This window comes from Halopseudomonas sp. Lyrl_26 (assembly GCF_051948695.1).
Classification (GTDB): Bacteria; Pseudomonadota; Gammaproteobacteria; order Pseudomonadales; family Pseudomonadaceae; genus Halopseudomonas; species Halopseudomonas formosensis.
The window spans coordinates 29,804-53,265 of the sequence record NZ_JAYJLH010000008.1 but is presented as its reverse complement, the minus strand read 5'-3'; the positions used below and the strand labels follow the sequence as shown (position 1 = coordinate 53,265).

The following is a 23,462-nucleotide window of genomic DNA, read 5'->3' as shown; positions in this document are numbered from 1 at the left end:
ATGAAGTATCCCATGACCATTCAGGGCGCCCGCGCCCTCGAGGAAGAGCTCAAGCACCTCAAGACGGTGATGCGTCCGCAGATCACCGCCGCCATTGCCGAGGCGCGAGAGCTGGGAGACCTGAAGGAGAACGCCGAGTATCATGCCGCCCGCGAGCAGCAGGGCATGGTGGAAGCACGCATCAGTGATATCGAGGGTCGTCTGTCGGCGGCCCAGGTGATCGATGTGACCACCATTCCTTATACCGGCAAGGTCATCTTCGGCACCACGGTCACCATCGCCAACGTCGAAACCGATGAGGAAGTGACCTATCGGATCGTCGGCGAGGACGAGGCCGAGATCAAGGAAGGCAAGATCTCGGTCACCTCGCCCATTGCCCGGGCGATGATCGGCAAGGAAGAGGGTGAGATCGTGGTGGTCCGTACCCCCAGTGGTGTCGTGGAGTACGAAATCGTCGAGGTCCAGCATCTGTGATGCCGGACGCTGCCTTGCCGGCCATGCGCAGTGGCAGGGTGGCCTGGCAACTGGCCCAGACCCTGTGGGTAGGCGGTGTCTGGATGCTGCATTTCGTTCTGCTGCCGGCGCTGGAGAAGTTCGGTCTGGCGCCGCTGCTGGTGCAGGAGATCGCCGGCTTCATGCGTCCGCTGGTGGTCGGCTTTGCCGTCGCCTGTGTGCTGCTGCAGTGTCTGCTGGCCTGGGTGGTGTTGCGCCGCCCGGTATGGCGGGATCTGCGCGGGCAGATGCTGTTGCTGGTGCTGGTCGCGGCGGCTGGCTTCTTTCTGGTGGTGCCGCTGCCGCGGGGTGATTACTGGCAGCTGTTCAGCTATCTGGTCATTGCCTTTGCCGGGCTGGTGCTGATCCTTCAGCCCCGGCCGGACGAGGAAGTGCCGCGCCGGGGCGAGGCTGCTCAGAAGTCCTTGTAGCGCACCAGATTGGACAGGTTGGGGTTGGGGGTCTTGCTGCGGCGCAGCAGTATCACCATCTTGCCGATGACCTGTACCAGCTCGGCACCGGTAGCCTGGCATATCTCGCTGACCAGCAGCTGCTTGGTCTCGCGATCGCCGACCGTGACCCGGATCTTGATCAGTTCGTGATCGTTCAGAGCACGGTCCAGCTCAGCCAGAACGCCCTCGGTGGTACCCTGTTCACTGACAATGACCACCGGTTTGAGGTGGTGACCGATGCGTTTGTAGGCCTTCTTCTGTTCAGAGCTGAGCGCCATAATAATCCGTATGATTCCCGTTTGATGAGTGTCTGTTGTCAAAGGGCTTAGTATAACCGGCGGCGCTGGACGCTGCATGAGGTATTCCGTGGCAAGATCAAAGACCAGCAAGGGTTGGCTGAAGGAACATTTTGACGATCCCTATGTGAAGAAGGCCCAGAAGGACGGCTATCGCTCCCGTGCCAGCTACAAGCTGCTGGAAATCCAGGAGAAGGACCGCCTGCTGCGTCCCGGCATGACCGTGGTGGATCTGGGCGCCGCCCCCGGAGGCTGGTGCCAGGTGGCCAGTCGCCTGATCGGCGAGAGGGGCCGTATCATCGCGTCCGACATACTGCCGATGGACGGCATCGCCGATGTCACCTTCATCCAGGGCGATTTCACCGAGGACGAGGTGTTCGAGCAGATCCTTGCCGCGATCGGCGGTCAGCCGGTTGACCTTGTTATTTCCGATATGGCCCCCAACATGAGTGGTACACCGGCTGTGGATCAGCCGCGTGCCATGTATCTGTGCGAGCTGGCGCTGGACATGGCGGCCAGGGTGTTGCGCCCGGGTGGCGACTTCTTGATCAAGGTCTTCCACGGTGAAGGCTTCGATGATTACTACCGGGATTTGCGCACACGCTTCGACAAGGTGCTTACCCGCAAACCGGGCGCGTCCCGGGACCGGTCGCGGGAAACCTACCTGCTGGGGCGCGGCTTCAAGGGCGAATGACTCTCAGGATGACACAGGGCGTTACACTGCTGAAACTGCCGCCATGGTGGAATCTGGTGTAATGTAAACAGGTCGGATAAACAGACGAAATACAGCCATGCCCCGACCATCATGCGGGGCAAGAGGATAGCGATTTGAACGACATGGCGAAAAACCTCATCCTGTGGTTGATCATTGCCGCGGTGCTGGTGACCGTGATGAACAACTTCAGCACCACCGCCGAGCCCCGCACGATGAACTACACCGAGTTCCTCGAGCTGGTGAACGATCGCCAGGTCGAGCGGGTGACCGTCGACGGTTTCGTGATCACCGGCAAGCGCCGTGACGGGGAGACCTTCAAGACCGTCCGGCCGGCCATTCAGGACAACGGCCTGATCGGCGATCTGCTGGACAACAACGTGGTCATCGAGGGCAAGCAGCCCGAGCGTCAGAGCATCTGGACCCAGCTGCTGATTGCGAGCTTCCCGATCCTGATCATTATCGCCATCTTCATGTTCTTCATGCGCCAGATGCAGGGCGGGGCGGGTGGTCGTGGTGGGCCGATGAGCTTTGGCAAGAGCAAGGCGCGGATGCTGTCCGAGGATCAGGTCAAGACCACCTTTGCTGATGTCGCCGGCTGCGACGAGGCCAAGGAAGAAGTGGCCGAGCTGGTGGAGTTCCTGCGTGACCCGGGCAAGTTCCAGCGCCTGGGTGGTCACATACCCCGTGGCGTATTGATGGTCGGTCAGCCAGGTACCGGCAAGACCCTGCTGGCCAAGGCGGTTGCCGGCGAAGCCAAGGTACCCTTCTTCACCATTTCCGGTTCTGACTTCGTCGAAATGTTCGTCGGTGTCGGCGCCAGTCGTGTGCGTGACATGTTCGAACAGGCCAAGAAGCATGCGCCCTGTATCATCTTCATCGATGAGATCGATGCCGTGGGCCGCCATCGTGGCGCCGGTCTGGGCGGGGGTCACGATGAGCGCGAGCAGACCTTGAACCAGTTGCTGGTGGAAATGGACGGATTCGAGGCCAACGACGGCATCATCGTCATCGCCGCCACCAACCGCCCTGATGTGCTGGACCCGGCGCTGCTGCGCCCCGGTCGTTTCGACCGCCAGGTGGTGGTGGGGCTGCCGGATATTCGTGGCCGCGAACAGATCCTCAAGGTGCACATGCGCAAGGTCCCGCTGGGTGACGATGTGGTGCCCTCCGCGATTGCCCGTGGTACACCGGGTTTCTCCGGCGCCGATCTGGCCAATCTGGTCAACGAGGCGTCCCTGTTTGCCGCCCGCGCCAACAAGCGGGTGGTGGAAATGGCCGAATTCGAGCTGGCCAAGGACAAGATCATGATGGGTGCCGAGCGCAAATCCATGGTCATGTCGGAGAAGGAAAAGCTCAATACCGCCTACCACGAGGCCGGTCACGCCATTGTCGGTCGTCTGGTGCCCGAGCACGATCCGGTCTACAAGGTGTCCATTATTCCCCGTGGCCGCGCCCTGGGTGTGACCATGTTCCTGCCGGAGGAAGACCGTTACAGTCTGTCCAAGCGCGCATTGATGAGTCAGATCTGTTCGCTGTTCGGCGGTCGTATCGCCGAGGAAATGACCCTGGGTTTCGACGGCGTCACCACCGGCGCCTCCAACGACATCATGCGCGCCACCCAGCTGGCCCGCAACATGGTCACCAAGTGGGGACTGTCGGAGAAGCTCGGTCCGCTGATGTACGCCGAGGAGGAGGGTGAGGTGTTCCTCGGGCGCAGTCAGGGCGCCCAGGCGACCAATGTCTCCGCCGAGACGGCACGCATGATCGATGAGGAAGTGCGTCGCATCATCGATGATTGCTACAGCACCGCCAAGCGCCTGCTTGAAGAAAATCGTGACAAGCTCGATGCCATGGCCCAGGCCCTGATGAAATACGAGACCATCGATCTGGAGCAGATCAACGACATCATGGCCGGCAAGCCGGTGCGTGATCCCAAGGGCTGGAGCGACGATGACCGTCGTGGTCCCGGGGCGGCGGCACCGACCACGGATGACAATCTCGACGCCAAAGATGAGCCCCGTGATGACGGGCTTATCGGTGGTCCGGCCGGCGAACACTGAGACAGGCATGAGCGAAACACGCAATAACTCCCGGTTGTCCTGCGGCGACCGGGAGCTCGACCTTTCCCGTACCCATGTCATGGGTATTCTCAACATGACCCCCGACTCCTTCTCCGACGGTGGCCGCTACAACCGCATGGACGCCGCGCTGCAGCGGGTGGAGCAGATGCTGGCTGCCGGTGCCACGCTGATCGATGTGGGCGGCGAGTCCACCCGTCCCGGCGCTGCCCTGGTCGGCGTGCAGGAGGAGGTGGATCGGGTGGTGCCCATGGTGGAGGCCATCCGCGCCCGCTTTGACACCGTGGTATCGGTGGACACCAGTACGCCCGAGGTCATTCGCGGCTCGGCGGCGGTGGGTGCCGGTCTGATCAACGATATCCGGGCTTTGCAGCGCCCTGGTGCGATGGATGCAGCGGTGGATACCGGCCTGGCGGTGTGTCTGATGCACATGCAGGGCGAGCCGCAGACCATGCAGCAGGCGCCGGAGTATGCCTCGGTGCTGGAGGCAGTGAACTCCTTCCTCGAACAGCGTGTCCAAGCCTGCCTCGACGCGGGGATCCCCCGTGATCGCCTGGTACTGGATCCCGGATTCGGTTTCGGCAAGACACTGCAGCACAATCTCGAACTGTTCGATGCCATGCCGCAGGTTCGCCCGCTGGACCTGCCCCTGCTGGTCGGCGTGTCGCGCAAGAGCATGATAGGGCAGGCACTGGATCGCCCGGTTGATCAGCGCCTGGCCGGCGGGCTGGCGTTGGCGACGTTGGCGGTGGTCAAGGGAGCGCGTATTATCCGCGTCCATGACGTCGCGGAAACGGTCGACGCGGTACGCATGACTGAGGCGGTGCTGGCAGCCGGACGGAGCTGAGTCGGGTATCGGGCACCCACACGCTATTCTGAGCAGGATACTCAACAATGGAAAAACGCTACTTCGGCACCGATGGCATCCGCGGGCTGGTCGGAACCCACCCCATCACCCCCGAGTTCATGCTCAAGCTGGGCTGGGCGGCTGGCACCGCCTTCCGCAACAATGGCCACTGTCGCGTGGTGATCGGGAAGGACACCCGCATTTCCGGCTACATGTTCGAATCTGCCCTCGAGGCCGGCCTGTCTGCCGCCGGGGCCCAGGTGCAGCTGCTCGGTCCCATGCCTACCCCGGCCATCGCCTATCTCACCCGCACCTTCCAGGCCGATGCCGGCATCGTCATCAGCGCGTCGCACAATCCCTATTACGATAACGGCATCAAGTTCTTCTCCGCCGAGGGTACCAAGTTGCCCGATCAGCTCGAGTTCGAGATCGAGCGGCTGGTTGATGCGCCCATGCAGGTGGTCGAGGCCAGCCAGCTGGGCAAGGTGGCGCGTCAGGAGGATGCCTCGGGGCGTTACATCGAGTTCTGCAAGAGCAGTGTGCCGACCAGTACCAGCTTCAAGGGGCTGAAGATCGTCCTGGACTGCGCCCACGGTGCCACCTACAAGGTGGCGCCGGCGGTGTTCCGGGAGCTGGGCGCCAGTGTCAGCGTGATCGGAGCCACCCCCGATGGACTGAACATCAATGACGGCGTCGGCTCGACTCATCTTGCCGCGCTCAGCCGGGCGGTGGTGGAGCAGGGCGCCGATCTGGGTATCGCCTTTGATGGTGACGGCGACCGGGTCATGATGGTCGATGCCGCCGGCAATGAGGTGGATGGCGATCAGCTGCTCTACATCATGACCCTGGATCTGTACGAGCGCGGCGTGCTCGAAGGCGGCGTCGCCGGCACCCTGATGACCAATCTGGGTCTGGAGCTGGCCCTGCGCGAGCGGGACATTCCCTTCGTGCGGGCCAAGGTCGGCGACCGTTATGTGATGGCCGAACTCTACCAGCGTGGCTGGTATCTGGGCGGGGAGTCCTCGGGGCACCTGGTGTGCCTGAAGCACACCACTACCGGTGACGGCATCATCGCCGCACTGCAGGTGCTGCGCGCCCTGCGCATGTCCGGCAAGAGCCTGGCCGAGGCCTGCAGCGGCATGAACAAGTGCCCGCAGAAGCTCATCAATGTGCGCTACCAGAGCAATGGCGGCTCGCCGCTGGATGCGCCAGAGCTGCGGGAAGCCGTCGCGGCTACCGAGGCGCGACTGGCAGACACCGGGCGGGTATTGCTGCGTCTGTCGGGCACCGAGCCGGTGATCCGGGTCATGGTCGAGGGGCAGAATGCCGCCCAGGTGAACCAGGAAGCCGAAGCGCTGGCGGCTGTGGTCAGGAAAATGTTCGCCGCAGACTGAAATCGCGGTTGTCTACGGGTGGCATTCTGGTTAACATTGGCGCCCGCTTGAGCAGAGAGGTTAGGCATGCGTCGTCCGCTGGTCGCCGGAAACTGGAAAATGCACGGTACCCGGCACTCCGTAGCTGAGTTGCTTGCGGGGCTCAACGCCCAGCAGTGGCCCGAGCAGGTCGACCTGCTGATTGCCCCGCCGGCGCTGTTCATTCAGCAATGCCGTGAAGCACTGGGCAGTTCGCCGCTGCAGCTGGCTGGTCAGGATTGTGCCTGGCAGGCCGAGCAGGGCGCGCTGACCGGTGAGATTTCTCCGGCGCAGCTGCGTGATGCTGGTTGCCAGTATGTGCTGGTCGGCCATTCCGAGCGCCGCAGCCTGCTGGGAGAGAGCGACGAGCTGGTCTGTCGCAAGTTTGCCGCCGCGCTGGCCTCCGGGCTGCGACCGATACTCTGTGTCGGCGAGACCCGCGAGCAGCGGGATACCGACGAGACGGCGGATGTGGTCGGGCGGCAGCTGCAGGTGGTGTTGGACCGCTTCGGTGTCGGTGGCCTGGCCCAGGGTGTGATTGCCTACGAGCCGGTCTGGGCGATAGGTACGGGTCTGACCGCCAGTCCGGAGCAGGCGCAGGAAGTGCATGCGATGATTCGCGCACGCCTGGCGCTGCTGGATGACGAGCAGGCTCAGCAGGTACAGATTGTCTATGGCGGCAGTGTCAAGGCGGATAATGCCCAGGCCTTGTTCAGCATGCCGGATATCGACGGAGGGCTCGTGGGTGGAGCCTCTCTCAATGCAGATGAATTTGGCGCGATAGCACGTGCCGCGGGACAAGTTTAATGATTGAAACCCTTGTTGTGATCGTACATCTTCTGGTTGCCATCGCCCTGGTCGGCTTGATTCTGATCCAGCAGGGCAAGGGCGCGGAGACCGGTGCATCCTTTGGCGCTGGTGCTTCCGGTACGGTTTTCGGCAGCCAGGGTTCGGCGACTTTTCTGAGCCGCTTGACAGCTGCGCTGGCCACTGTATTCTTTCTGACCTCGCTGGGTCTGGCCTATTACGCCAGCCACAAGGCGGGCGAGATCCGTGATGCGGGTTTGCCGGTACCGGCGCTGCAGAGTCAGCCGGTCGCGCCGATCAGCGAAGATGTACCTGTTCTCGAAGAGCAGGCTCCTCAGGCTCCCGTCCAGGACGATGTTCCGGTACTGGACTGAGCCAACAGTTTTGCGGAAGTGGTGGAATTGGTAGACACGCTATCTTGAGGGGGTAGTGCCTTAGGGTGTATGGGTTCGAGTCCCATCTTCCGCACCAATCAGACAGGGCCTGCAGCAACGCAGGCCCTGTTCTTTTCCGGCAGAAGGGCGTCCGGTTGTCATATGCAGCCGTCGGGCGTATAATTTCTGCCTCGGATTCGCCGCGGGGTGGAGCAGTCTGGTAGCTCGTCGGGCTCATAACCCGAAGGTCGTAGGTTCAAATCCTGCCCCCGCAACCAGTTAAAGCCCCTTCAGAGGGGCTTTTTGTTAACTCCGGATTTCATCCCTGGATGAAGTGGCCGGAACCAGGATGGGCTTTCAGGCCCATTTTTTATTCGTGAAGAAAGGCGGTTGAATTTGTCCGGCAAGCTTACCGAGTTGGAGAACATGCTGATCCCGGTGGTCGAGGCTCTGGGCTATCGTTGCTGGGGGATCGAATTTCTCTCGCAGGGGCGTCACAGCCTGCTGCGGGTATATATTGATCACCCTGACGGTGTCAGTGTGGAAGCCTGCGCGACCGTGAGTCGCCAGGCCAGCGCGGTGCTGGACGTGGAAGATCCCATCAGTGGCGACTATACCCTGGAGGTATCCTCTCCCGGGATGGACCGCCCGCTGTTCACCCTGGAGCAGTATGCTGCCTATGCAGGCGAACAGGCGAAGATCCGCTTGCGGGTGCCCTATGACGGGCGCCGCAATTTTCAGGGTGTCATCCGCGGGGTGGAAGGCGATGATGTGGTTCTTCAGGTAGAAGATCATGAATACCTGTTGCCCCTGGACAGTATTGACAAGGGCCATATCGTTCCGCGGTTTTGAGCATATTTCGGGCTCCAGTGGCCCCAATGGATGGCGTTAGGCGAGGCATACGATGAGCAAAGAAGTGCTACTGGTTGTGGAATCCGTTTCCAATGAGAAGGGCGTGCCGCCCGGAGTCATATTCGAGGCTCTGGAGCTGGCATTGGCCACGGCTACGAAGAAGCGCTACGAAGAGGAAGTGGATATCCGCGTAGCGATCAATCGGCAGACCGGCAACCATGATACCTACCGCCGCTGGACCGTGGTCGCTGACGAGGACTTCGAAGAGCCCGGCATGCAGCTGACCCTGGATCAGGCCCAGGAGCGCGACCCGGCCCTGCAGATCGGAGATGTGGTCGAGGAAAAGATCGAGTCGGAAGAGTTCGGCCGTATCGCCGCGCAGATTGCCAAGCAGGTGATAGTGCAGAAGGTGCGGGAGGCTGAACGGGCGCAGGTGGTCGATGCCTATCGTGATCGCCTCGGCGAGATCATCAGCGGTACCGTGAAGAAAGTCACCCGTGACAGCGTGATCGTCGATCTGGGCAACAATGCCGAAGCGGTGCTGCCGCGCGAGGAGATGATCCCCCGCGAGACTTTCCGTACCGGTACCCGCATCCGCGCACTGCTCAAGGAAATCCGTGTCGAGAACCGCGGCCCTCAGCTGGTGCTGTCCCGCGCCTGTCCGGAGATGATCATAGAGCTGTTCCGCATCGAGGTGCCGGAGATCTCCGAGGAGCTGATCGAAGTCATGGGGGCCGCCCGCGATCCGGGTTCGCGGGCCAAGATCGCTGTGCGCTCCAAGGACAAGCGCATTGATCCCCAGGGCGCCTGCATCGGCATGCGCGGCTCGCGGGTTCAGGCTGTTTCCGGCGAGCTGGGCGGTGAGCGCGTGGACATAGTGCTGTGGGACGAGAACCTGGCGCAGTTCGTCATCAACGCGATGGCGCCGGCCGAGGTCGCCTCGATCATCCTCGATGAGGATACCCGCACCATCGATATTGCCGTGGCCGAGGACAACCTCGCCCAGGCCATCGGCCGCAGTGGTCAGAACGTGCGATTGGCCAGCCAGCTGACTGGCTGGACCCTGAACGTGATGACCGAAGACGATATCCGCGCCAAGCAGGAAGCCGAGACCGGTGACGTCCTGCGCAGCTTCATCGAGGAGCTGGACGTGGATGAGGAGTTGGCACAGATTCTGGTTGACGAAGGCTTCACCTCGCTGGAGGAAGTCGCCTACGTACCCATGGAAGAAATGCTCGAAATTGACGGTTTTGACGAGGATATCGTCAACGAGCTGCGCTCACGGGCCAAGGACCGTCTGTTGACCAGGGCCATCGCCAACGAGGAGAAACTTGAGGAAGTCCAGCCTGCTGACGACCTGCTGAACATGGAAGGCATGGATCGCGCTCTGGCATTCCAGCTGGCCGGCCGGGGCATCCTGACCATGGAAGACCTTGCCGAGCAGTCGGTGGATGACCTGCTGGATATAGATGGAATCGATGAAGCCCGCGCCGCAGCCCTGATCATGGCCGCGCGGGCGCCCTGGTTTGAATAACCGGTCGGCTGGCAGCAACACCCGGCGGTAACGCCCGGCCCCCGACTGAGGAGAAAGTGAATGGCGGAAGTGACGGTCAAAGAGTTGGCTCAGGTAACAGGTACTCCGGTTGAACGCCTGTTACAGCAGATGCAGGAAGCAGGGTTGCCGCACACAGGTGCCGAGCAGACTGTTTCCGACGAGGAAAAGCAGCGCCTGCTGGCGCACCTGAAGAATGCCCACGGGGAAGGCGGCAACGAGCCGAAGAAGATTACCCTGAAGCGCAAGACAGTCAGCACCCTGAAGGTCGCTGGCAGCAAGACGGTCAACGTCGAAGTGCGCAAGAAGCGCACCTACGTCAAGCGTGACGAGGTGGATCTGGAAGCCGAGCGCCAGCGCGAGCTCGAGGAACTGCGTGCGGCCGAGGAGGCCCGTCAGGCCGCTGCCGAAGCCCGTCGCAGGGCTGAGGAAGAGGAAGCACGCAAGGCCGAGGAAGCCGCTCGCGCTGCGGCCGAGCAGGCTGCACAGGCGGCACAGGCCGAAGCCAGGGTTGAAGAACAGGCCACCGCGGCAGAGCCGGCGGCAGCGCCCGCTGCTGCGGCCCCGGTTGCCGAACAAGAAGCTCCGGCCCCGGCACCTGCTCCCGCTGCTGCTCCGCGCAAGAAGGAAGAGCAGCGTCGTCGGGACCGCGCCGATGAAGACGAGCGCAGTCGCAAGCGTGCCGGTGGCCCCAGCAAGGGCCGCATCGCTCCCCGCTCTGCCGATGACGATGAGGGCCTGGCCCGTCGTCGCGGTGGCGGCGGCAAGCTCAAGGCACAGAAGAAACGTAATCAGCACGGCTTCGAGAAGCCGACAGGGCCTATAGTGCGAGAAGTAGTGATCGGTGAAACCATCACCGTGGCCGAACTGGCCCAGAAGATGTCGGTCAAGGCGGCCGAAGTCATCAAGTACATGTTCAAGAACGGCACCATGGTGACCATTAACCAGGTGCTGGATCAGGACACCGCGTCCATCATCGCAGAAGACATGGGTCACCAGGTCAAGCAGGTCAAGGAAAGCGATCTCGAGGATCGCCTGGCCGAGGCCATGCAGTACGAGGGTGAGGAAGTCACCCGCGCTCCTGTGGTCACCGTCATGGGCCACGTGGACCACGGCAAGACCTCGCTGCTCGACTACATCCGGCGTACCCGTGTAGCCTCCGGTGAAGCCGGTGGCATTACCCAGCACATCGGCGCCTACCACGTGGAAACCGACCGCGGCATGGTCACCTTCCTCGATACCCCCGGTCACGCCGCCTTTACCGCGATGCGTGCCCGTGGTGCCAAGTCCACCGACATCGTGATCCTGGTGGTCGCTGCTGATGATGGTGTGATGCCGCAGACCGAGGAAGCAGTGCAGCACGCCAAGGCCGCCGGCGTGCCCCTGGTGGTGGCGGTGAACAAGATCGACAAGGAGCAGGCCGACCCGGACCGCATCAAGAACGATCTGGCAGCCCTCGACGTCATCCCGGAAGAGTGGGGTGGTGACACCATGTTTGTCCATGTCTCGGCCAAGGTCGGGACAGGTATCGACGAGCTGCTCGAGGCAGTACTGTTGCAGGCCGAGGTTCTCGAGCTCAAGGCGCAGCCCGATGCCCCGGCACGTGGCGTGGTCATCGAATCCCGTCTGGACAAGGGCCGTGGCCCGATCGCCACCGTACTGGTCCAGAACGGCACCCTGCGCCAGGGTGACGTGGTGCTGGCCGGCGTCAACCATGGCAAGGTGCGCGCCATGCTCGACGAGAACGGCAATAACGTGCGTGAGGCCGGCCCTTCCATCCCCGTGGCCATCCTCGGTCTGGATGGCACGCCTGACGCCGGTGACGAGATGACCGTGGTCGCCGACGAGAAGAAGGCGCGGGAAGTAGCGCTGTTCCGTCAGGGCAAGTTCCGCGAAATCAAGCTGGCCCGCCAGCAGTCGGCCAAACTGGAGAACATGTTCGAGAACATGGGTCAGGGCGAGAAGAAGACGCTCAACCTGGTGATCAAGACCGACGTGCGCGGTACGCTGGAGGCACTGCAGGGCTCGCTCAGCGAGCTGGGTAACGACGAAGTTCAGGTCAAGATCATTTCCGGGGGCGTGGGTGGTATCACCGAGACCGACGCCAACCTGGCACTGGCATCCAACGCCGTGATCTTCGGCTTCAACGTGCGGGCCGATGCGTCGGCCCGCAAGGTGATCGAGAGCGAAGGTCTGGATCTGCGCTACTACAGCGTGATATACGAGATCATCGAAGACGTGAAGAAGGCCCTGTCCGGCATGCTCGGCAGTGACGTGCGTGAGCAGATCCTCGGCGTGGCCGAGGTACGTGACGTGTTCCGCTCGCCCAAGTTCGGCGCGGTGGCCGGCTGCATGGTCATCGAAGGTACCGTATACCGCAACCGTCCGATCCGCGTACTGCGCGAGGACGTGGTCATCTACGAAGGCGAGCTGGAATCCCTGCGTCGCTTCAAGGACGACGTCGGTGAAGTGCGCAACGGCATGGAGTGCGGTATCGGCGTGAAGAACTACAATGACGTGCGCATCGGCGACCGTATCGAGGTCTTCGAGCGGGTTCAGGTGGCACGTACACTGTAAGCTGGCGACAGGCATACAGACTGAACGCGACAGGCGGCCCGGAAGGGCCGCTTGTCGTCTGTCGGTCCCGTACAGGGCTGTCCGCAGCCGATAATTGGTTTGCAGCTTGCCGCTGAAGGCTTGCAGCTAGAGGTTCAGATATATGGCCAGAGATTACAGCCGTACCCAGCGCGTGGCCGATCAGATGCAACGCGAGCTGGCGTTGCTGATCCAGCGCGAAGTCCGCGACCCGCGGGTGGGCATGATCACCGTCACTGCGACCGAGGTCAGCCGTGACCTGGCGCACGCCAAGGTGTTCATTACCCTCATGGGTGATGCCGGCGCCGAGGATATTGCCGAGAATCTGGAGGCGCTCAAGGATGCTTCGGGTTTCCTGCGAATGCAGCTCGGCCGGGTGATGAAACTGCGCACCATCCCGCAGTTGCATTTCTTCTACGATGAGAGCGTGCGCCGTGGCGTGCACCTGTCCTCGCTGATCGAGCGGGCGGTAGCCGAGGATCGCCGCCATGCCAGGGATGATGAGGAATAGCGGTGTCGGCTCCACGCAGCAAACGCCGTGATGTCGACGGCATCCTGATTTTCGACAAGCCGCTGGGCATGAGCTCCAATGCTGCCCTGCAGAAGGTGCGCTGGCTGTTCAATGCCAGCAAGGGCGGACATACCGGCAGTCTCGACCCGTTGGCCAGTGGTGTCCTGCCGCTGTGTCTTGGGGAGGCCACCAAGTTCTCCCAGTACCTGCTGGATGCGGACAAGACCTATGTCACCGAGGCGCGTCTGGGCATGACCACCAGCACCGGTGACGCCGAGGGCGAGGTGCTGGAGATGCGTCCCTGCCAGGTCTCCCTGGCCGATGTGGAGGCGGTGCTGCCACGCTTCACGGGTGATATAGAGCAGGTCCCGCCGATGTATTCGGCGCTCAAGCATGATGGACAGCCGCTGTACAAGCTGGCCAGGGCAGGGGAAACAGTGGAGCGCAAGCCGCGATCTGTTACCATACGCCGATTGACCCTGCTGGGACTGGAAGGGGATCGCCTGCGTCTGGAAGTGCAGTGCAGCAAGGGCACCTATATCCGTACCCTGGTCGAGGATATCGGCGCGGCACTGGGGTGTGGCGCCCATGTTGCCGCCCTGCGTCGCAGTCAGGCCGGCCCCTTCGATCTGAGTCAGGCGGTGACCCTCGAACAGCTCGAGGCACTGCATGCCGAGGGTGGCGCCACCGCGCTGGACCATCTGCTGCTGCCCTCCGACAGCGGACTGCTGGACTGGCCGGAGGTCAATCTGACCGAGCAGACCGCCTATTATCTCAATCACGGGCAGGCGGTGCGGGTGCCGGGAACCCCGGCTTTCGGCATGGTGCGGTTGCGTGACCACAACGGCCGCTTTATCGGCATCGGCGAAATGACCGATGACGCCCGGGTAGCGCCCCGGCGGTTGATGCGCTTCAATGGTTGAACATCGCAGGTGCCCGGCACCTGCAGGAAGTTGACCCGAGTGGGTCGCAACGAGGGTGGCTGTCAACAGGCACGGTCATTACTCGATTCAAAACACGGGACATTGTCCCGGCCTGTTACCTCAGAGGAAAGCTGTCATGGCACTGAGCGTTGAAGAAAAAGCTGCAATCGTTTCCCAGTATGCGCGTGGAGAAGGCGACACCGGTTCTCCTGAAGTCCAGGTAGCTCTGTTGACTGCAAACATCAACAAGCTGCAGGGGCACTTCAAGGACAACAAGAAGGATCACCACTCCCGTCGCGGTCTGATCCGCATGGTTAACCAGCGTCGCAAGCTGCTGGACTACCTGAAAAGCAAGGATCTGGGCCGTTACAGCAGCCTGATCAGCAGCCTGGGTCTGCGTCGCTAAGACCAGCCCCGTTTGGACATGGCCGGGTCCGAAACCCGGCCGTGCCCAGAGTTTCCCGAAGGGCAAATACAGTAAATAAAGAGAGAGAAGACACCGTGAAACCGGTCATCAAACAGTTCAAGTTGGGCAATAACACCGTGACCCTGGAGACCGGCCGCATCGCGCGCCAGGCCTCGGGTGCGGTTCTGGTCAGTATCGATGACGCCGTCAGCGTACTGGTAACCGTGGTCGGTGCCAAGAATGCCGAGGCCGGTCGTGACTTCTTTCCGCTGTCGGTGCACTACATCGAGAAGACCTACGCGGCAGGCCGTATTCCCGGTGGTTTCTTCAAGCGTGAAGGGCGTCCCACCGAGAAGGAAACCCTGACCTCCCGCCTGATCGACCGTCCGATCCGTCCGCTGTTCGCCGAAGGCTTCATGAATGAGGTGCAGGTGATCTGTACCGTGGTCTCCACCGACAAGACCACCGATCCGGACATCGCCGCCATGCTGGGCACCTCCGCTGCACTGGCCATCTCCGGCATTCCCTTCGACGGCCCGATCGCCGGTGCCCGCGTCGGTTTCGACGACGTGCAGGGTTATGTGCTGAACCCGACCTACGAGCAGCTGAAGACCTCCCGCCTGGACATGGTGGTAGCAGGTACCGAGGACGCCGTGCTGATGGTCGAATCCGAGGCCCAGGAGCTGACCGAGGACCAGATGCTGGGTGCGGTACTCTTCGCCCACATGGAATTCCAGCCGGCCATCCAGGCCATCAAGGAACTGGCTGCCGAAGCGGGCAAGCCGGCCTGGGACTGGCAGCCGGCGCCGGAGAACACCGCGCTGCTGGACGCGATCAAGGCCCAGTTCGGTGCCGCCATCGCCGAAGCCTACACCATCACCCACAAGCAGTCGCGCTACAACCGTCTGGACGAGCTGCGTGATGCCGCTATCGCCGCCCTGGCTGGTGAAGAAGAGGGCAAGCCCTCCGCCGGCGCCGTGAAGGACGCCTTCGGCGAGATCGAATACCGCACCGTGCGCCAGAGCATCGTCGACGGCAAGCCGCGTATCGACGGCCGCGACACCCGTACCGTACGCCCGCTGAACATCGAAGTCGGTGTGCTGGCCCGTACCCACGGTTCCGCCCTGTTCACCCGCGGCGAAACCCAGGCCCTGGTGGTGACTACTCTGGGTACCGCCCGGGACGCGCAGCTGCTCGACACCCTGGAAGGCGAGAAGAAGGACGCCTTCATGTTCCACTACAACTTCCCTCCCTACTCGGTAGGCGAGTGCGGACGCATGGGTGGTACCGGTCGCCGTGAAATCGGCCACGGTCGCCTGGCCCGTCGCGGCATCCAGGCCGTGATGCCCGACATGGACCAGTTCCCCTACAGCATCCGCGTGGTGTCCGAGATCACCGAGTCCAACGGCTCCAGCTCCATGGCGTCAGTCTGCGGTGCCTCCCTGGCGCTGATGGATGCCGGTGTGCCGCTGAAGGCGCCGGTGGCCGGTATTGCCATGGGTCTGGTCAAGGAAGGTGACAAGTTCGCCGTGCTGACCGACATCCTGGGTGACGAGGACCACCTCGGTGACATGGACTTCAAGGTCGCCGGTACCGAGAAGGGTGTTACCGCCCTGCAGATGGACATCAAGATCAAGGGCATCACCGAGGAGATCATGGAGCAGGCTCTGCACCAGGCCCACGAAGCCCGCCTGCACATCCTCAAGCAGATGAACGAAGTGCTGCCGGAGTCGCGCAAGGAGCTCTCCGCCAACGCACCGACCATGATCAGCATGAAGATCGACTCGGACAAGATCCGTGACGTGATCGGCAAGGGTGGCGCAACCATCCGCGGTATCTGCGAAGAGACCGGCGCCTCCATCGACATCACCGATGATGGTACCGTGAAGATCTTTGCTGCCAGCAAGGACGCCGCCAATGCCGCCAAGGCCCGTGTCGACGCCATCACCGCCGAAGCGGAAATCGGCAAGGTCTACACCGGCAAGGTCGAGCGCATCGTTGATTTCGGCGCCTTCGTCAGCATCCTGCCCGGCAAGGACGGTCTGGTACACATTTCCCAGATCGCCAACCAGCGCATCGAGAAGGTTACCGACGTGCTGCAGGAAGGTCAGGAAGTGAAGGTGCTGGTACTGGACGTGGACAACCGCGGCCGTATCAAGCTGTCCATGAAGGACGTGGAAGCGGCCGAAAACAGCGGCGTCTGATATCCGCAGCTGCAGTCAGCCAAAGAAAAACCCGGTGCCGCAAGGCCCCGGGTTTTTTTATGCCTGGATCTCAGCCCGGTCCGGGCTCGTCCTTCGGGTCCGACGCCAATGGCCGTTCCACAGCGGTCTCCGGCTCCAGTGGTTGCGCCGGGTCGCCGTCCCAGGGCTTGCCGTCCAGCGGCTTGCGGCGGGCCAGCTCGGCCTCGTCGAGACCCTTGCCGGCGCCGATGCGGTTGGCCGGTACTTCGTCCAGTTCGGTGTCGGCAGCCGGTTCGACGGGGCCCCGCTCCTGGGGCGAACGGGCGCCGTCATCAGGCATCAATGTCTCGGGCGCCGCGTCATCTGCGGTAGGCCCGTGGCCCGGAATGGCGGCTTCGGTCAGGCCGGCGTCGGCACTCCTGTCCCCGGCTTCATGTCGGGACGGCACCTCGCCGATGGGCCCCACGGGGCTGTCTGTGGGGGCATCCCGGTAGTCCTGTTCAACCTGCCGGCGGGCACTCTCGGTGAGCAATTGCTCATCCGGTTCATGGCGATCTCTGTTCATCTTCACCTCCGCATCCAGTTACTTCGGTTGACGTCGATGCGGTGCAAAGATTCAGATTTTCGCCTCAGATGCGCCGGACCACCGCATGGGGATCGAAGTCATACCAGTGACCGTCGCGCAGGTCGCCGGTGGTGTGTTCCAGATCCAGGGCGCCGAACCGGCGCAGCACCGCCACGGCCGATTCCCGGGTATCGCCGTCCACCCGTACCGCAACCAGCACCCCGGGTTCGCGCTCGGTGACCTCCGGCTGCTGCGTGGAGGGCTGGCCGGTCTGTTCGTCGACGTCCGACTCCTCGTCGGTACTGCTGACCGCCCCGACCAGGGAGCCGGTGTAGGCGCCCACGCCGGCGCCAATGGCGACACCGACCGGACCTATGATCGGAGCCGTGGCCGCGCCGGCAATGGCCCCGACAGTGGCACCAATCGCACCACCGCGGGCCGCGCCGCCGCCGGCATGGCGGGCGCCCGCCGAGCTTTCATCATCTCCCCCTATGGGGTAGAGACCATGCTGTCCATGGGGATTGAGATAGAAGGCGGCCAGCGCATCCGCTGCAAAGCCGGCCTGACGCAGGGCAGCCAGGGCCTCATCGGCCCTGTCCTGCAGTTCGAATCGTCCCGCTATGATGTCATGCATGGGCGTCGCCTTGGCAGAGAAGGTGGTCTGGGCAGCATAGCAATGGAATTTTCGGCAAACCAAGCGGCAGCCTGGCTCGGGCTTGCCCGACGCCCCGGTGTGCGGCAGCATCGACTCAACAAAAACGGGAGGATAGAGCGTGCAGCGTCTTTTTGTCGGCCTTGAATTACCCCGGTCCGTGGCCGAACAGCTTGGTCGGGTACGGGTGGCGTATCCCACGGCGCGCTGGCATCCGGTGCAGGCGCTGCACCTGACCTTGTGCTTTATCGGTGAGGTGGATGCGCAGACGGCCACGGCCATGGCCGGGGCATTGCACGACCTGCCCGATCCGGAGCTGAGCCTGACCATTCGCGGCGTGGGCTATTTCGGCACCCCGGAGCGGCCCCGAGTGCTGTGGGCAGGGGTAACCGCCGAGGCCGCGCTGATGCAGTTGCAGGAGGAGGTGGAACAGCGTCTGGCCCCTGTGGGGCTGGTGCCGGATACCCGTGCCTATCGGCCGCATATCACCCTGGCCAGGGTCCGGCAGGGCGGCGAGCTGTTACGGGCGTTTCTTGAAGGTCACGGGGATCTGGCGTTGCCCCCCTTCGCGGCAGACCACCTGAGTCTGTATGTCAGTCGCGGGGGAGAGGGTGGCGCACGCTATGAGGTGATCGAGCGCTTCAGCTGGCTGAAGCGCTGATCAAGCGCCCGGTCAGTCGCGCGCCAGTGCCAGGGCCACGCCCTGGCCGCCGCCGATGCAGAGGGTTGCCAGCCCCTTGCGGGCGTTGCGGCGCTGCATTTCATGCAGCAGGGTCACCAGAATCCGGCAGCCGGAGCCCCCGATCGGGTGGCCCAGAGCGATGGCGCCACCATTGACGTTGACCTTGTCCAGATCCCAGCGCAGTTCACTGGCCACAGCCAGCGCCTGGGCGGCGAAGGCCTCGTTGGCCTCGACCAGATCCAGCTCATCGACCTTCCAGCCGGCCTTGCTCAGGCAGCGCTGGGTTGCACTGACCGGGCCTATGCCCATGATCGCCGGATCGACACCGGAACTGGCGCCGGCGGCGATGCGGGCCAGTACCGGCAGGCCCAGCTCGGCCGCTGTCTCGGCACTCATCAGCATGACGGCAGCGGCGCCGTCGTTGAGACTGGAGGCGTTGCCCGCAGTGACGGTGCCGTCGTTGCGGAACGCCGGACGCAGCTTGCCCAGTGACTCCAGGGTGGTACTGGCACGGGGCTGTTCGTCCTGATCGATGCGCAGCGGCTCACCCCTGCGCTGGGGTACCTCCACCGGAGTGATCTCGTCGGCAAATCGACCGGCCTGCTGCGCGGCGACTGCCTTCTGCTGGGAGGCCAGGGCAAAGGCATCCTGCTGCTGGCGACTGATCTCGTAGCGCTCCGCCAGGTTCTCGGCGGTGATGCCCATGTGGTACTGGTTGAAGGCGTCCCAGAGGCCGTCATGGATCATGCTGTCCACCAGCTGGCCGTTACCCATGCGCTGTCCGGTACGCGAGCTGGGCAGCAGATGCGGGGACAGACTCATGGACTCCTGGCCACCGGCAATCATGATCCGTGCGTCGCCGCAGCGGATCGCCTGGGCAGCCATCTGTACCGCCTTGAGGCCCGAGCCACAGACCTTGTTGATGGTCAGCGCCGGTACGCTGTGGGGCAGGCCGCCATGCACCGCGGCCTGGCGGGCCGGGTTCTGGCCGCAGCCGGCGGTCAGCACCTGGCCCATGATGACTTCATCCACGCTGCCCGGCTCCACACCGGTCTGCTCCAGCAGGGCGCGGATAACGGTCGCACCCAGCTGGTGTGCCGGAACACTGGCAAACTGGCCACCGAAACTGCCAATGGCAGTTCGGGTGGCGGCGACGATCACGACCTCTTGCATGGCGAACTTCCTCGAAGCAATCTGACGAAGCGGCAAGAATAGAGGCCCTGACCGGGTTGGACAACCATATTTACTCAGCTGCCCCTGTTGAGACGGTTCTCGATCAGGCTGTCGACCACCGAGGGATCGGCCAGGGTGGAGGTGTCACCGAGATTGTCCAGCTCGTCGCAGGCAATCTTGCGCAGGATGCGCCGCATGATCTTGCCGGAACGGGTCTTCGGCAGGCCGTTGGTGACCTGAATATAGTCCGGTCGGGCAAACGCACCCACCTGCTCGCTGACCGCCACCTTGAGCTCGGTGAGAATATCCTCGGTCAGGGTAACGCCCTGCATGGGCATGACATAGGCGTAGATGGCCTGACCCTTGATATCGTGCGGACAGCCGACGACGGCGGCCTCGGCTACCCAGTCGTTGAGAACCAGGGCGCTTTCCACTTCCGCAGTACCGATGCGGTGGCCCGAGATGTTCAGCACGTCATCAACCCGGCCGGTGATCCAGTAGTCGCCATCGGCATCCCGACGCGCACCGTCTCCGGTGAAATAGACGCCCTTGTAGGTGCTGAAGTAGGTTTCCACCAGGCGCTGGTGGTCGCCGTACACGGTACGGATCTGGCTCGGCCAGGATTGCTTGATCACCAGGTTGCCATCGGCGGGGCCTTCGAGCTCGTTGCCATCGTTGTCTACCAGTGCCGGGACCACACCGAACAGCGGGCGCATGGCGGCGCCGGGCTTGAGGTCGCAGGCGCCGGGCAGCGGGGCGATCAGGATGGAGCCGGTCTCGGTCTGCCACCAGGTATCGACAATCGGGCAGCGACGCTGGCCAACGACCTGGTAGTACCATTCCCATACCTCGGGGTTGATCGGCTCGCCGACACTGCCGAGCAGGCGCAGGGACCGGCGGGAGGAACTCTTGAGCGGTTCCTCGCCCAGTGCCATCAGAGCGCGGATGGCGGTGGGGGCGGTGTAGAACACATTGACATTGTGCTTGTCGATCACCTGCCAGCAACGGGAGGCGTCCGGGTAGGTCGGCACACCCTCGAACATCAGGGTGGTGGCGCCATTGCACAACGGCCCGTAGACGATATAGGAGTGGCCGGTGACCCAGCCGACGTCGGCTGTGCACCAGAATACCTCGCCGTCCTGGTAGTCGAACACGTAATGATGGGTCAGTGCCGTGCTGACCAGGTAGCCGCCGGTGGTGTGCAGCACACCCTTGGGCTTGCCGGTGGAACCCGAGGTATAGAGGATGAACAGGGGGTCTTCGCTGTCCATCGGTTCGGGGGCGCAGTCCGCGCTGACCTCGGCGCAGGCTTCGTGATACCAGATATCCCGCTGCTCGACCCAGCCGATGTCGGCGCCGGTACGTCTGACCACCAGCACACTGTGCACATCCGGACAGCTGGCAAGCGCCTTGTCGACGTTCTGCTTCAGCGGCACCCGGCGCCCGCCCCGTACGCCTTCGTCGGCGGTGATCACCAGTTCGCACTCAGCATTCTGGATGCGATCTCGCAGCGCGTCCGGGGAAAAACCACCGAATACGACAGAATGGATGGCGCCAATGCGGCTGCAGGCGAGCATGGCGAAGGCCGCTTCGGGGATCATGGGCATGTAGATGCACACCCGGTCGCCCTTGCTGACGCCGCGCTGCTTGAGCACGTTGGCCAGGCGGCAGACTTCCTCATGCAGCTGGCGGTAGGTGATGTGTCGCGAATCGGCGGGGTCGTCGCCCTCCCAGATGATGGCGGTCTGGTTGGCGCGTTTCTTCAGGTGGCGGTCGATGCAGTTGACACTGACGTTGAGCTTGGCGTCGATGAACCAGGCGGCTTCGCCCTTCTCCATGTTGCTTTCGTGAACCTTGCTCCAGGGTTGCATCCATTCCACAAAGCGGTTGGCCTGTTCAGCCCAGAACATATCCGGTTGCTCGATGGACTGACGATACATGCGCTCGTAACCGTCACGATCCAGATGGGTTCTGTAGAGCGGATTCTCGGATACCTTGTGGTTCTGAATCTTGTACATGGATCTTCCTCGATATTGTTATTGTCGGGCTCGGTGGCCTGAGGTTATACAGCGCGAGGGCTGTGCACATCCCAAGATTTGACTAGAAGCGGGTGCAATACAACCCTGCTTTGGTCGGATACGATGGGGGCTGCTGAGGGATCGACCGGTTGCTGCCAACCGGTCGCCACCGGATTCAACCCAGCGTGCAGCGCAGGTTGTCGATCAGGCGGGTGCGGCCGAGGAAGGCCGCCGCAAGAATGGTGATGTCGCGGCTGTGTTCATCCGCCGGTTGCAGGGTAGTGGTGTCGCGCAGCTCCAGATAATCGGGACGGAAGCCGGCCTGCTGCAGCTGCTGGCGGGCTTCTTCCAGCAGTGTGTCGAAGTCCCGGCGCCCGGCCAGCAGCTGGCCGGCCAGCTGCTGCAGCGTCTGGTACAGCTGCGGCGCGACGCGGCGCTCGTTCTCGTCCAGATAGCCATTGCGCGAGGACAGCGCCAGACCATCGGCGGCGCGGACGATGGGCGCGCCCATGATCTGGACCGGCAGGCACAGATCCAGTGCCATCTTGCGGATCACCGCCAGCTGCTGGAAGTCCTTCTCGCCGAACACGGCCACGTCCGGCTGAACCATGTTCAGCAGCTTGGTCACCACAGTGGCCACCCCGTCGAAGTGCCCCGGACGACTGGCGCCGCACAGACCGTCGGATACCACCGGCACGCTGACCAGGGTATGGCCTTGCATGCCTTCGGGGTACATCTCGTTGACGCTGGGGGCGAATACCGTATGGGCTCCGGCGTCCAGCAGGCGACGCTGATCGTCGGCGAGGGTGCGCGGGTAGCTGTCCAGATCCTCGTTCGGCCCGAACTGCAGCGGATTGACGAAAATGCTGACCACCACATGGTCGGTGCGCTGCAGGGCCATTTCCACCAGGGCAATATGGCCCTCATGCAGGTTGCCCATGGTGGGTACCAGCCCGATGCGCTTGCCTTCCTGACGCGCCCGCGCCAGGGCGGCCCGCAACTGCGCGACCGTATGTACTGTATTCATGCTTTCAGAACTCGTGTTCGGCGGAGGGGAACTCGACTGCCTTGACCGCCCTGACATAGGCGGCGATGGCCGAAGGGATATCAGCCTGGCCAGCCATGAAATTCTTCACGAAACGGGGCAGGCGACCGGTGATCGACAGGCCGAGCATGTCGTGCACCACCAGAACCTGGCCATCGGTGCCGCTGCCGGCACCGATACCGATAACCGGGATATTCACTGCCTCGGTAATGGTACGCGCCAGCTCACTGGGTACGCATTCCAGCAGCAGCAGGGCTGCACCGGCGGCCTCCAATGCACGGGCGTCCTCCAGCATGGCGCGAGCCTGGTCTTCCTCGCGGCCCTGGACCTTGTAGCCGCCCAGTACGTTGACCGTCTGCGGAGTCAGTCCCATGTGCGCACACACCGGAATGCCGTTACGCGTCAGGGTGGTAATGATGTCGGCCAGCCAGCGGCCGCCCTCCAGCTTTACCACATGCGCGCCGGCCTGCATCAGCCGGGCGCTGTTGCCCAGTGCCTGCTCGAGGGTGGCGTACGACATGAAGGGCAGGTCAGCCATGATCAGGGAGCCGCGGTTGCCCCGGCTGACGGCGGCGGTGTGATAGGCCATGTCCTCCACCGTCACCGGCAGTGTGCTGTCATGGCCCTGCAGTACCATTCCCAGGGAGTCACCGATCAGCAATACCTCGACCCCGGCCGTGCTTTCCAGATGGGCGAAGGTGGCATCGTAGGCAGTCAGACAGGTGAACTTCTCCCCGGACTGCTTGAGCTTGTTGAGGGTGGTCAGGGTAATGTCAGACATGGCAGATTCCAGTAATTCGGCCTTCTACAGGCAACATGGCTGTGATCGCCA

Annotated in this window: 23 protein-coding genes and 2 tRNA genes; 18 read left to right on the top strand and 7 right to left on the bottom strand. The window is 63.0% G+C overall.

Translation table 11 applies throughout. The features are described from left to right. Positions 1-474 (top strand): transcription elongation factor GreA, encoded by a 474-nt coding sequence (greA, locus tag VF673_RS11040; protein ID WP_273124263.1) that lies wholly within the window; start codon positions 1-3, stop codon positions 472-474. Beyond that, positions 474-923, top strand: a complete 450-nt coding sequence (locus VF673_RS11035) for a DUF4149 domain-containing protein (protein WP_235818641.1) — start codon at positions 474-476, stop codon at positions 921-923. The genes greA and VF673_RS11035 overlap by 1 nt, the downstream gene beginning before the upstream one ends. Here the strand turns inward: VF673_RS11035 and yhbY are convergent. Continuing rightward, a complete protein-coding gene (gene yhbY / locus VF673_RS11030) occupies positions 908-1,222 on the bottom strand; it encodes a ribosome assembly RNA-binding protein YhbY (protein WP_440291969.1) in 315 nt (104 codons plus the stop codon). The genes VF673_RS11035 and yhbY overlap by 16 nt on opposite strands. 88 nt (positions 1,223-1,310) lie before the next feature. Between yhbY and rlmE the strand changes: the two genes are divergently transcribed. The 15 genes from rlmE (at position 1,311) to pnp (ending at position 16,516) form a co-directional block, all read left to right on the top strand. After that, positions 1,311-1,934: a 23S rRNA (uridine(2552)-2'-O)-methyltransferase RlmE gene (rlmE, locus tag VF673_RS11025; protein ID WP_440291968.1), complete on the top strand. Its 624-nt coding sequence runs from the start codon at positions 1,311-1,313 to the stop codon at positions 1,932-1,934. Between the two features lie 143 nt (positions 1,935-2,077). Next, positions 2,078-4,015, top strand: coding sequence for an ATP-dependent zinc metalloprotease FtsH (ftsH, locus tag VF673_RS11020; RefSeq protein WP_090539830.1), 1,938 nt, complete (start codon positions 2,078-2,080; stop codon positions 4,013-4,015). 7 nt (positions 4,016-4,022) lie between these two features. Further along, a complete protein-coding gene (folP, locus tag VF673_RS11015) occupies positions 4,023-4,880 on the top strand; it encodes a dihydropteroate synthase (RefSeq protein WP_440291967.1) in 858 nt (285 codons plus the stop codon). A 47-nt stretch (positions 4,881-4,927) separates the two neighbouring features. Further along, complete coding sequence (gene glmM, locus VF673_RS11010) at positions 4,928-6,274, top strand: phosphoglucosamine mutase (RefSeq protein WP_320332058.1); 1,347 nt, start codon at positions 4,928-4,930, stop codon at positions 6,272-6,274. A gap of 66 nt (positions 6,275-6,340) precedes the next feature. Further along, positions 6,341-7,099 carry a triose-phosphate isomerase gene (gene tpiA, locus VF673_RS11005; RefSeq protein ID WP_440291966.1) on the top strand — a complete coding sequence of 253 codons (759 nt, stop codon included), beginning with the start codon at positions 6,341-6,343 and terminating at the stop codon, positions 7,097-7,099. After that, complete coding sequence (gene secG, locus VF673_RS11000) at positions 7,099-7,473, top strand: preprotein translocase subunit SecG (RefSeq protein ID WP_273124895.1); 375 nt, start codon at positions 7,099-7,101, stop codon at positions 7,471-7,473. The genes tpiA and secG overlap by 1 nt, the downstream gene beginning before the upstream one ends. 12 nt (positions 7,474-7,485) lie before the next feature. Next, positions 7,486-7,570, top strand: a tRNA-Leu gene (locus VF673_RS10995). 104 nt (positions 7,571-7,674) lie between these two features. Continuing rightward, positions 7,675-7,751 (top strand) — tRNA-Met (locus VF673_RS10990). 118 nt (positions 7,752-7,869) lie between these two features. Continuing rightward, entirely contained in the window at positions 7,870-8,325 is a 456-nt protein-coding gene (rimP, locus tag VF673_RS10985; protein WP_273124892.1) for a ribosome maturation factor RimP, read from the top strand. A gap of 52 nt (positions 8,326-8,377) precedes the next feature. Beyond that, on the top strand, positions 8,378-9,859 hold the full coding sequence (gene nusA / locus VF673_RS10980) for a transcription termination factor NusA (protein WP_440291965.1): 1,482 nt from the start codon (positions 8,378-8,380) through the stop codon (positions 9,857-9,859). A 60-nt stretch (positions 9,860-9,919) separates the two neighbouring features. Beyond that, positions 9,920-12,454, top strand: coding sequence for a translation initiation factor IF-2 (gene infB / locus VF673_RS10975; RefSeq protein WP_440291964.1), 2,535 nt, complete (start codon positions 9,920-9,922; stop codon positions 12,452-12,454). Between the two features lie 142 nt (positions 12,455-12,596). Then, positions 12,597-12,983 carry a 30S ribosome-binding factor RbfA gene (gene rbfA, locus VF673_RS10970; RefSeq protein WP_440291963.1) on the top strand — a complete coding sequence of 129 codons (387 nt, stop codon included), beginning with the start codon at positions 12,597-12,599 and terminating at the stop codon, positions 12,981-12,983. A gap of 2 nt (positions 12,984-12,985) precedes the next feature. Further along, positions 12,986-13,906 carry a tRNA pseudouridine(55) synthase TruB gene (gene truB, locus VF673_RS10965; protein ID WP_440291962.1) on the top strand — a complete coding sequence of 307 codons (921 nt, stop codon included), beginning with the start codon at positions 12,986-12,988 and terminating at the stop codon, positions 13,904-13,906. A 136-nt stretch (positions 13,907-14,042) separates the two neighbouring features. Continuing rightward, positions 14,043-14,312: a 30S ribosomal protein S15 gene (rpsO, locus tag VF673_RS10960; protein WP_320332060.1), complete on the top strand. Its 270-nt coding sequence runs from the start codon at positions 14,043-14,045 to the stop codon at positions 14,310-14,312. Between the two features lie 95 nt (positions 14,313-14,407). Beyond that, positions 14,408-16,516 (top strand): polyribonucleotide nucleotidyltransferase, encoded by a 2,109-nt coding sequence (pnp, locus tag VF673_RS10955; RefSeq protein WP_090539753.1) that lies wholly within the window; start codon positions 14,408-14,410, stop codon positions 16,514-16,516. Between the two features lie 70 nt (positions 16,517-16,586). Here pnp and VF673_RS10950 read toward each other — a convergent pair whose 3' ends face one another. Next, positions 16,587-17,060, bottom strand: a complete 474-nt coding sequence (locus VF673_RS10950; RefSeq protein WP_440291961.1) for a hypothetical protein — start codon at positions 17,058-17,060, stop codon at positions 16,587-16,589. A gap of 64 nt (positions 17,061-17,124) precedes the next feature. Continuing rightward, a complete protein-coding gene (locus VF673_RS10945) occupies positions 17,125-17,694 on the bottom strand; it encodes a hypothetical protein (RefSeq protein ID WP_440291960.1) in 570 nt (189 codons plus the stop codon). Between the two features lie 139 nt (positions 17,695-17,833). On the opposite strand from VF673_RS10945, the gene thpR reads away from it, so the two are divergent. Next, positions 17,834-18,373 (top strand): RNA 2',3'-cyclic phosphodiesterase, encoded by a 540-nt coding sequence (gene thpR, locus VF673_RS10940; protein ID WP_440291959.1) that lies wholly within the window; start codon positions 17,834-17,836, stop codon positions 18,371-18,373. A 12-nt stretch (positions 18,374-18,385) separates the two neighbouring features. Here thpR and VF673_RS10935 read toward each other — a convergent pair whose 3' ends face one another. The 4 genes from VF673_RS10935 to panB all read right to left on the bottom strand — a co-directional run bounded on the left by VF673_RS10935 (position 18,386) and on the right by panB (position 23,411). Then, positions 18,386-19,567 carry an acetyl-CoA C-acetyltransferase gene (locus VF673_RS10935; protein ID WP_440291958.1) on the bottom strand — a complete coding sequence of 394 codons (1,182 nt, stop codon included), beginning with the start codon at positions 19,565-19,567 and terminating at the stop codon, positions 18,386-18,388. A gap of 74 nt (positions 19,568-19,641) precedes the next feature. Next, positions 19,642-21,585, bottom strand: a complete 1,944-nt coding sequence (gene acs / locus VF673_RS10930; protein WP_440291957.1) for an acetate--CoA ligase — start codon at positions 21,583-21,585, stop codon at positions 19,642-19,644. A 175-nt stretch (positions 21,586-21,760) separates the two neighbouring features. Further along, positions 21,761-22,612, bottom strand: coding sequence for a pantoate--beta-alanine ligase (panC, locus tag VF673_RS10925; RefSeq protein ID WP_440291956.1), 852 nt, complete (start codon positions 22,610-22,612; stop codon positions 21,761-21,763). Between the two features lie 4 nt (positions 22,613-22,616). Continuing rightward, a complete protein-coding gene (gene panB / locus VF673_RS10920) occupies positions 22,617-23,411 on the bottom strand; it encodes a 3-methyl-2-oxobutanoate hydroxymethyltransferase (protein WP_090539768.1) in 795 nt (264 codons plus the stop codon). Positions 23,412-23,462: the final 51 nt, after the last annotated feature.

Bases quoted from the DNA above. Each gene is read 5' to 3' on its own strand.
- panC (WP_440291956.1), bottom strand. From the start codon at position 22,612: ATGAATACAGTACATACGGTCGCGCAGTTGCGGGCCGCCCTGGCGCGG.
- folP (WP_440291967.1), top strand. From the start codon at position 4,023: ATGAGCGAAACACGCAATAACTCCCGGTTGTCCTGCGGCGACCGGGAG.
- rbfA (WP_440291963.1), top strand. From the start codon at position 12,597: ATGGCCAGAGATTACAGCCGTACCCAGCGCGTGGCCGATCAGATGCAA.
- VF673_RS11035 (WP_235818641.1), top strand. From the start codon at position 474: ATGCCGGACGCTGCCTTGCCGGCCATGCGCAGTGGCAGGGTGGCCTGG.
- secG (WP_273124895.1), top strand. From the start codon at position 7,099: ATGATTGAAACCCTTGTTGTGATCGTACATCTTCTGGTTGCCATCGCC.
- acs (WP_440291957.1), bottom strand. From the start codon at position 21,585: ATGTACAAGATTCAGAACCACAAGGTATCCGAGAATCCGCTCTACAGA.
- nusA (WP_440291965.1), top strand. From the start codon at position 8,378: ATGAGCAAAGAAGTGCTACTGGTTGTGGAATCCGTTTCCAATGAGAAG.
- VF673_RS10950 (WP_440291961.1), bottom strand. From the start codon at position 17,060: ATGAACAGAGATCGCCATGAACCGGATGAGCAATTGCTCACCGAGAGT.
- ftsH (WP_090539830.1), top strand. From the start codon at position 2,078: ATGGCGAAAAACCTCATCCTGTGGTTGATCATTGCCGCGGTGCTGGTG.
- infB (WP_440291964.1), top strand. From the start codon at position 9,920: ATGGCGGAAGTGACGGTCAAAGAGTTGGCTCAGGTAACAGGTACTCCG.
- VF673_RS10945 (WP_440291960.1), bottom strand. From the start codon at position 17,694: ATGCATGACATCATAGCGGGACGATTCGAACTGCAGGACAGGGCCGAT.
- rpsO (WP_320332060.1), top strand. From the start codon at position 14,043: ATGGCACTGAGCGTTGAAGAAAAAGCTGCAATCGTTTCCCAGTATGCG.
- panB (WP_090539768.1), bottom strand. From the start codon at position 23,411: ATGTCTGACATTACCCTGACCACCCTCAACAAGCTCAAGCAGTCCGGG.
- yhbY (WP_440291969.1), bottom strand. From the start codon at position 1,222: ATGGCGCTCAGCTCTGAACAGAAGAAGGCCTACAAACGCATCGGTCAC.
- glmM (WP_320332058.1), top strand. From the start codon at position 4,928: ATGGAAAAACGCTACTTCGGCACCGATGGCATCCGCGGGCTGGTCGGA.
- greA (WP_273124263.1), top strand. From the start codon at position 1: ATGAAGTATCCCATGACCATTCAGGGCGCCCGCGCCCTCGAGGAAGAG.
- tpiA (WP_440291966.1), top strand. From the start codon at position 6,341: ATGCGTCGTCCGCTGGTCGCCGGAAACTGGAAAATGCACGGTACCCGG.
- VF673_RS10935 (WP_440291958.1), bottom strand. From the start codon at position 19,567: ATGCAAGAGGTCGTGATCGTCGCCGCCACCCGAACTGCCATTGGCAGT.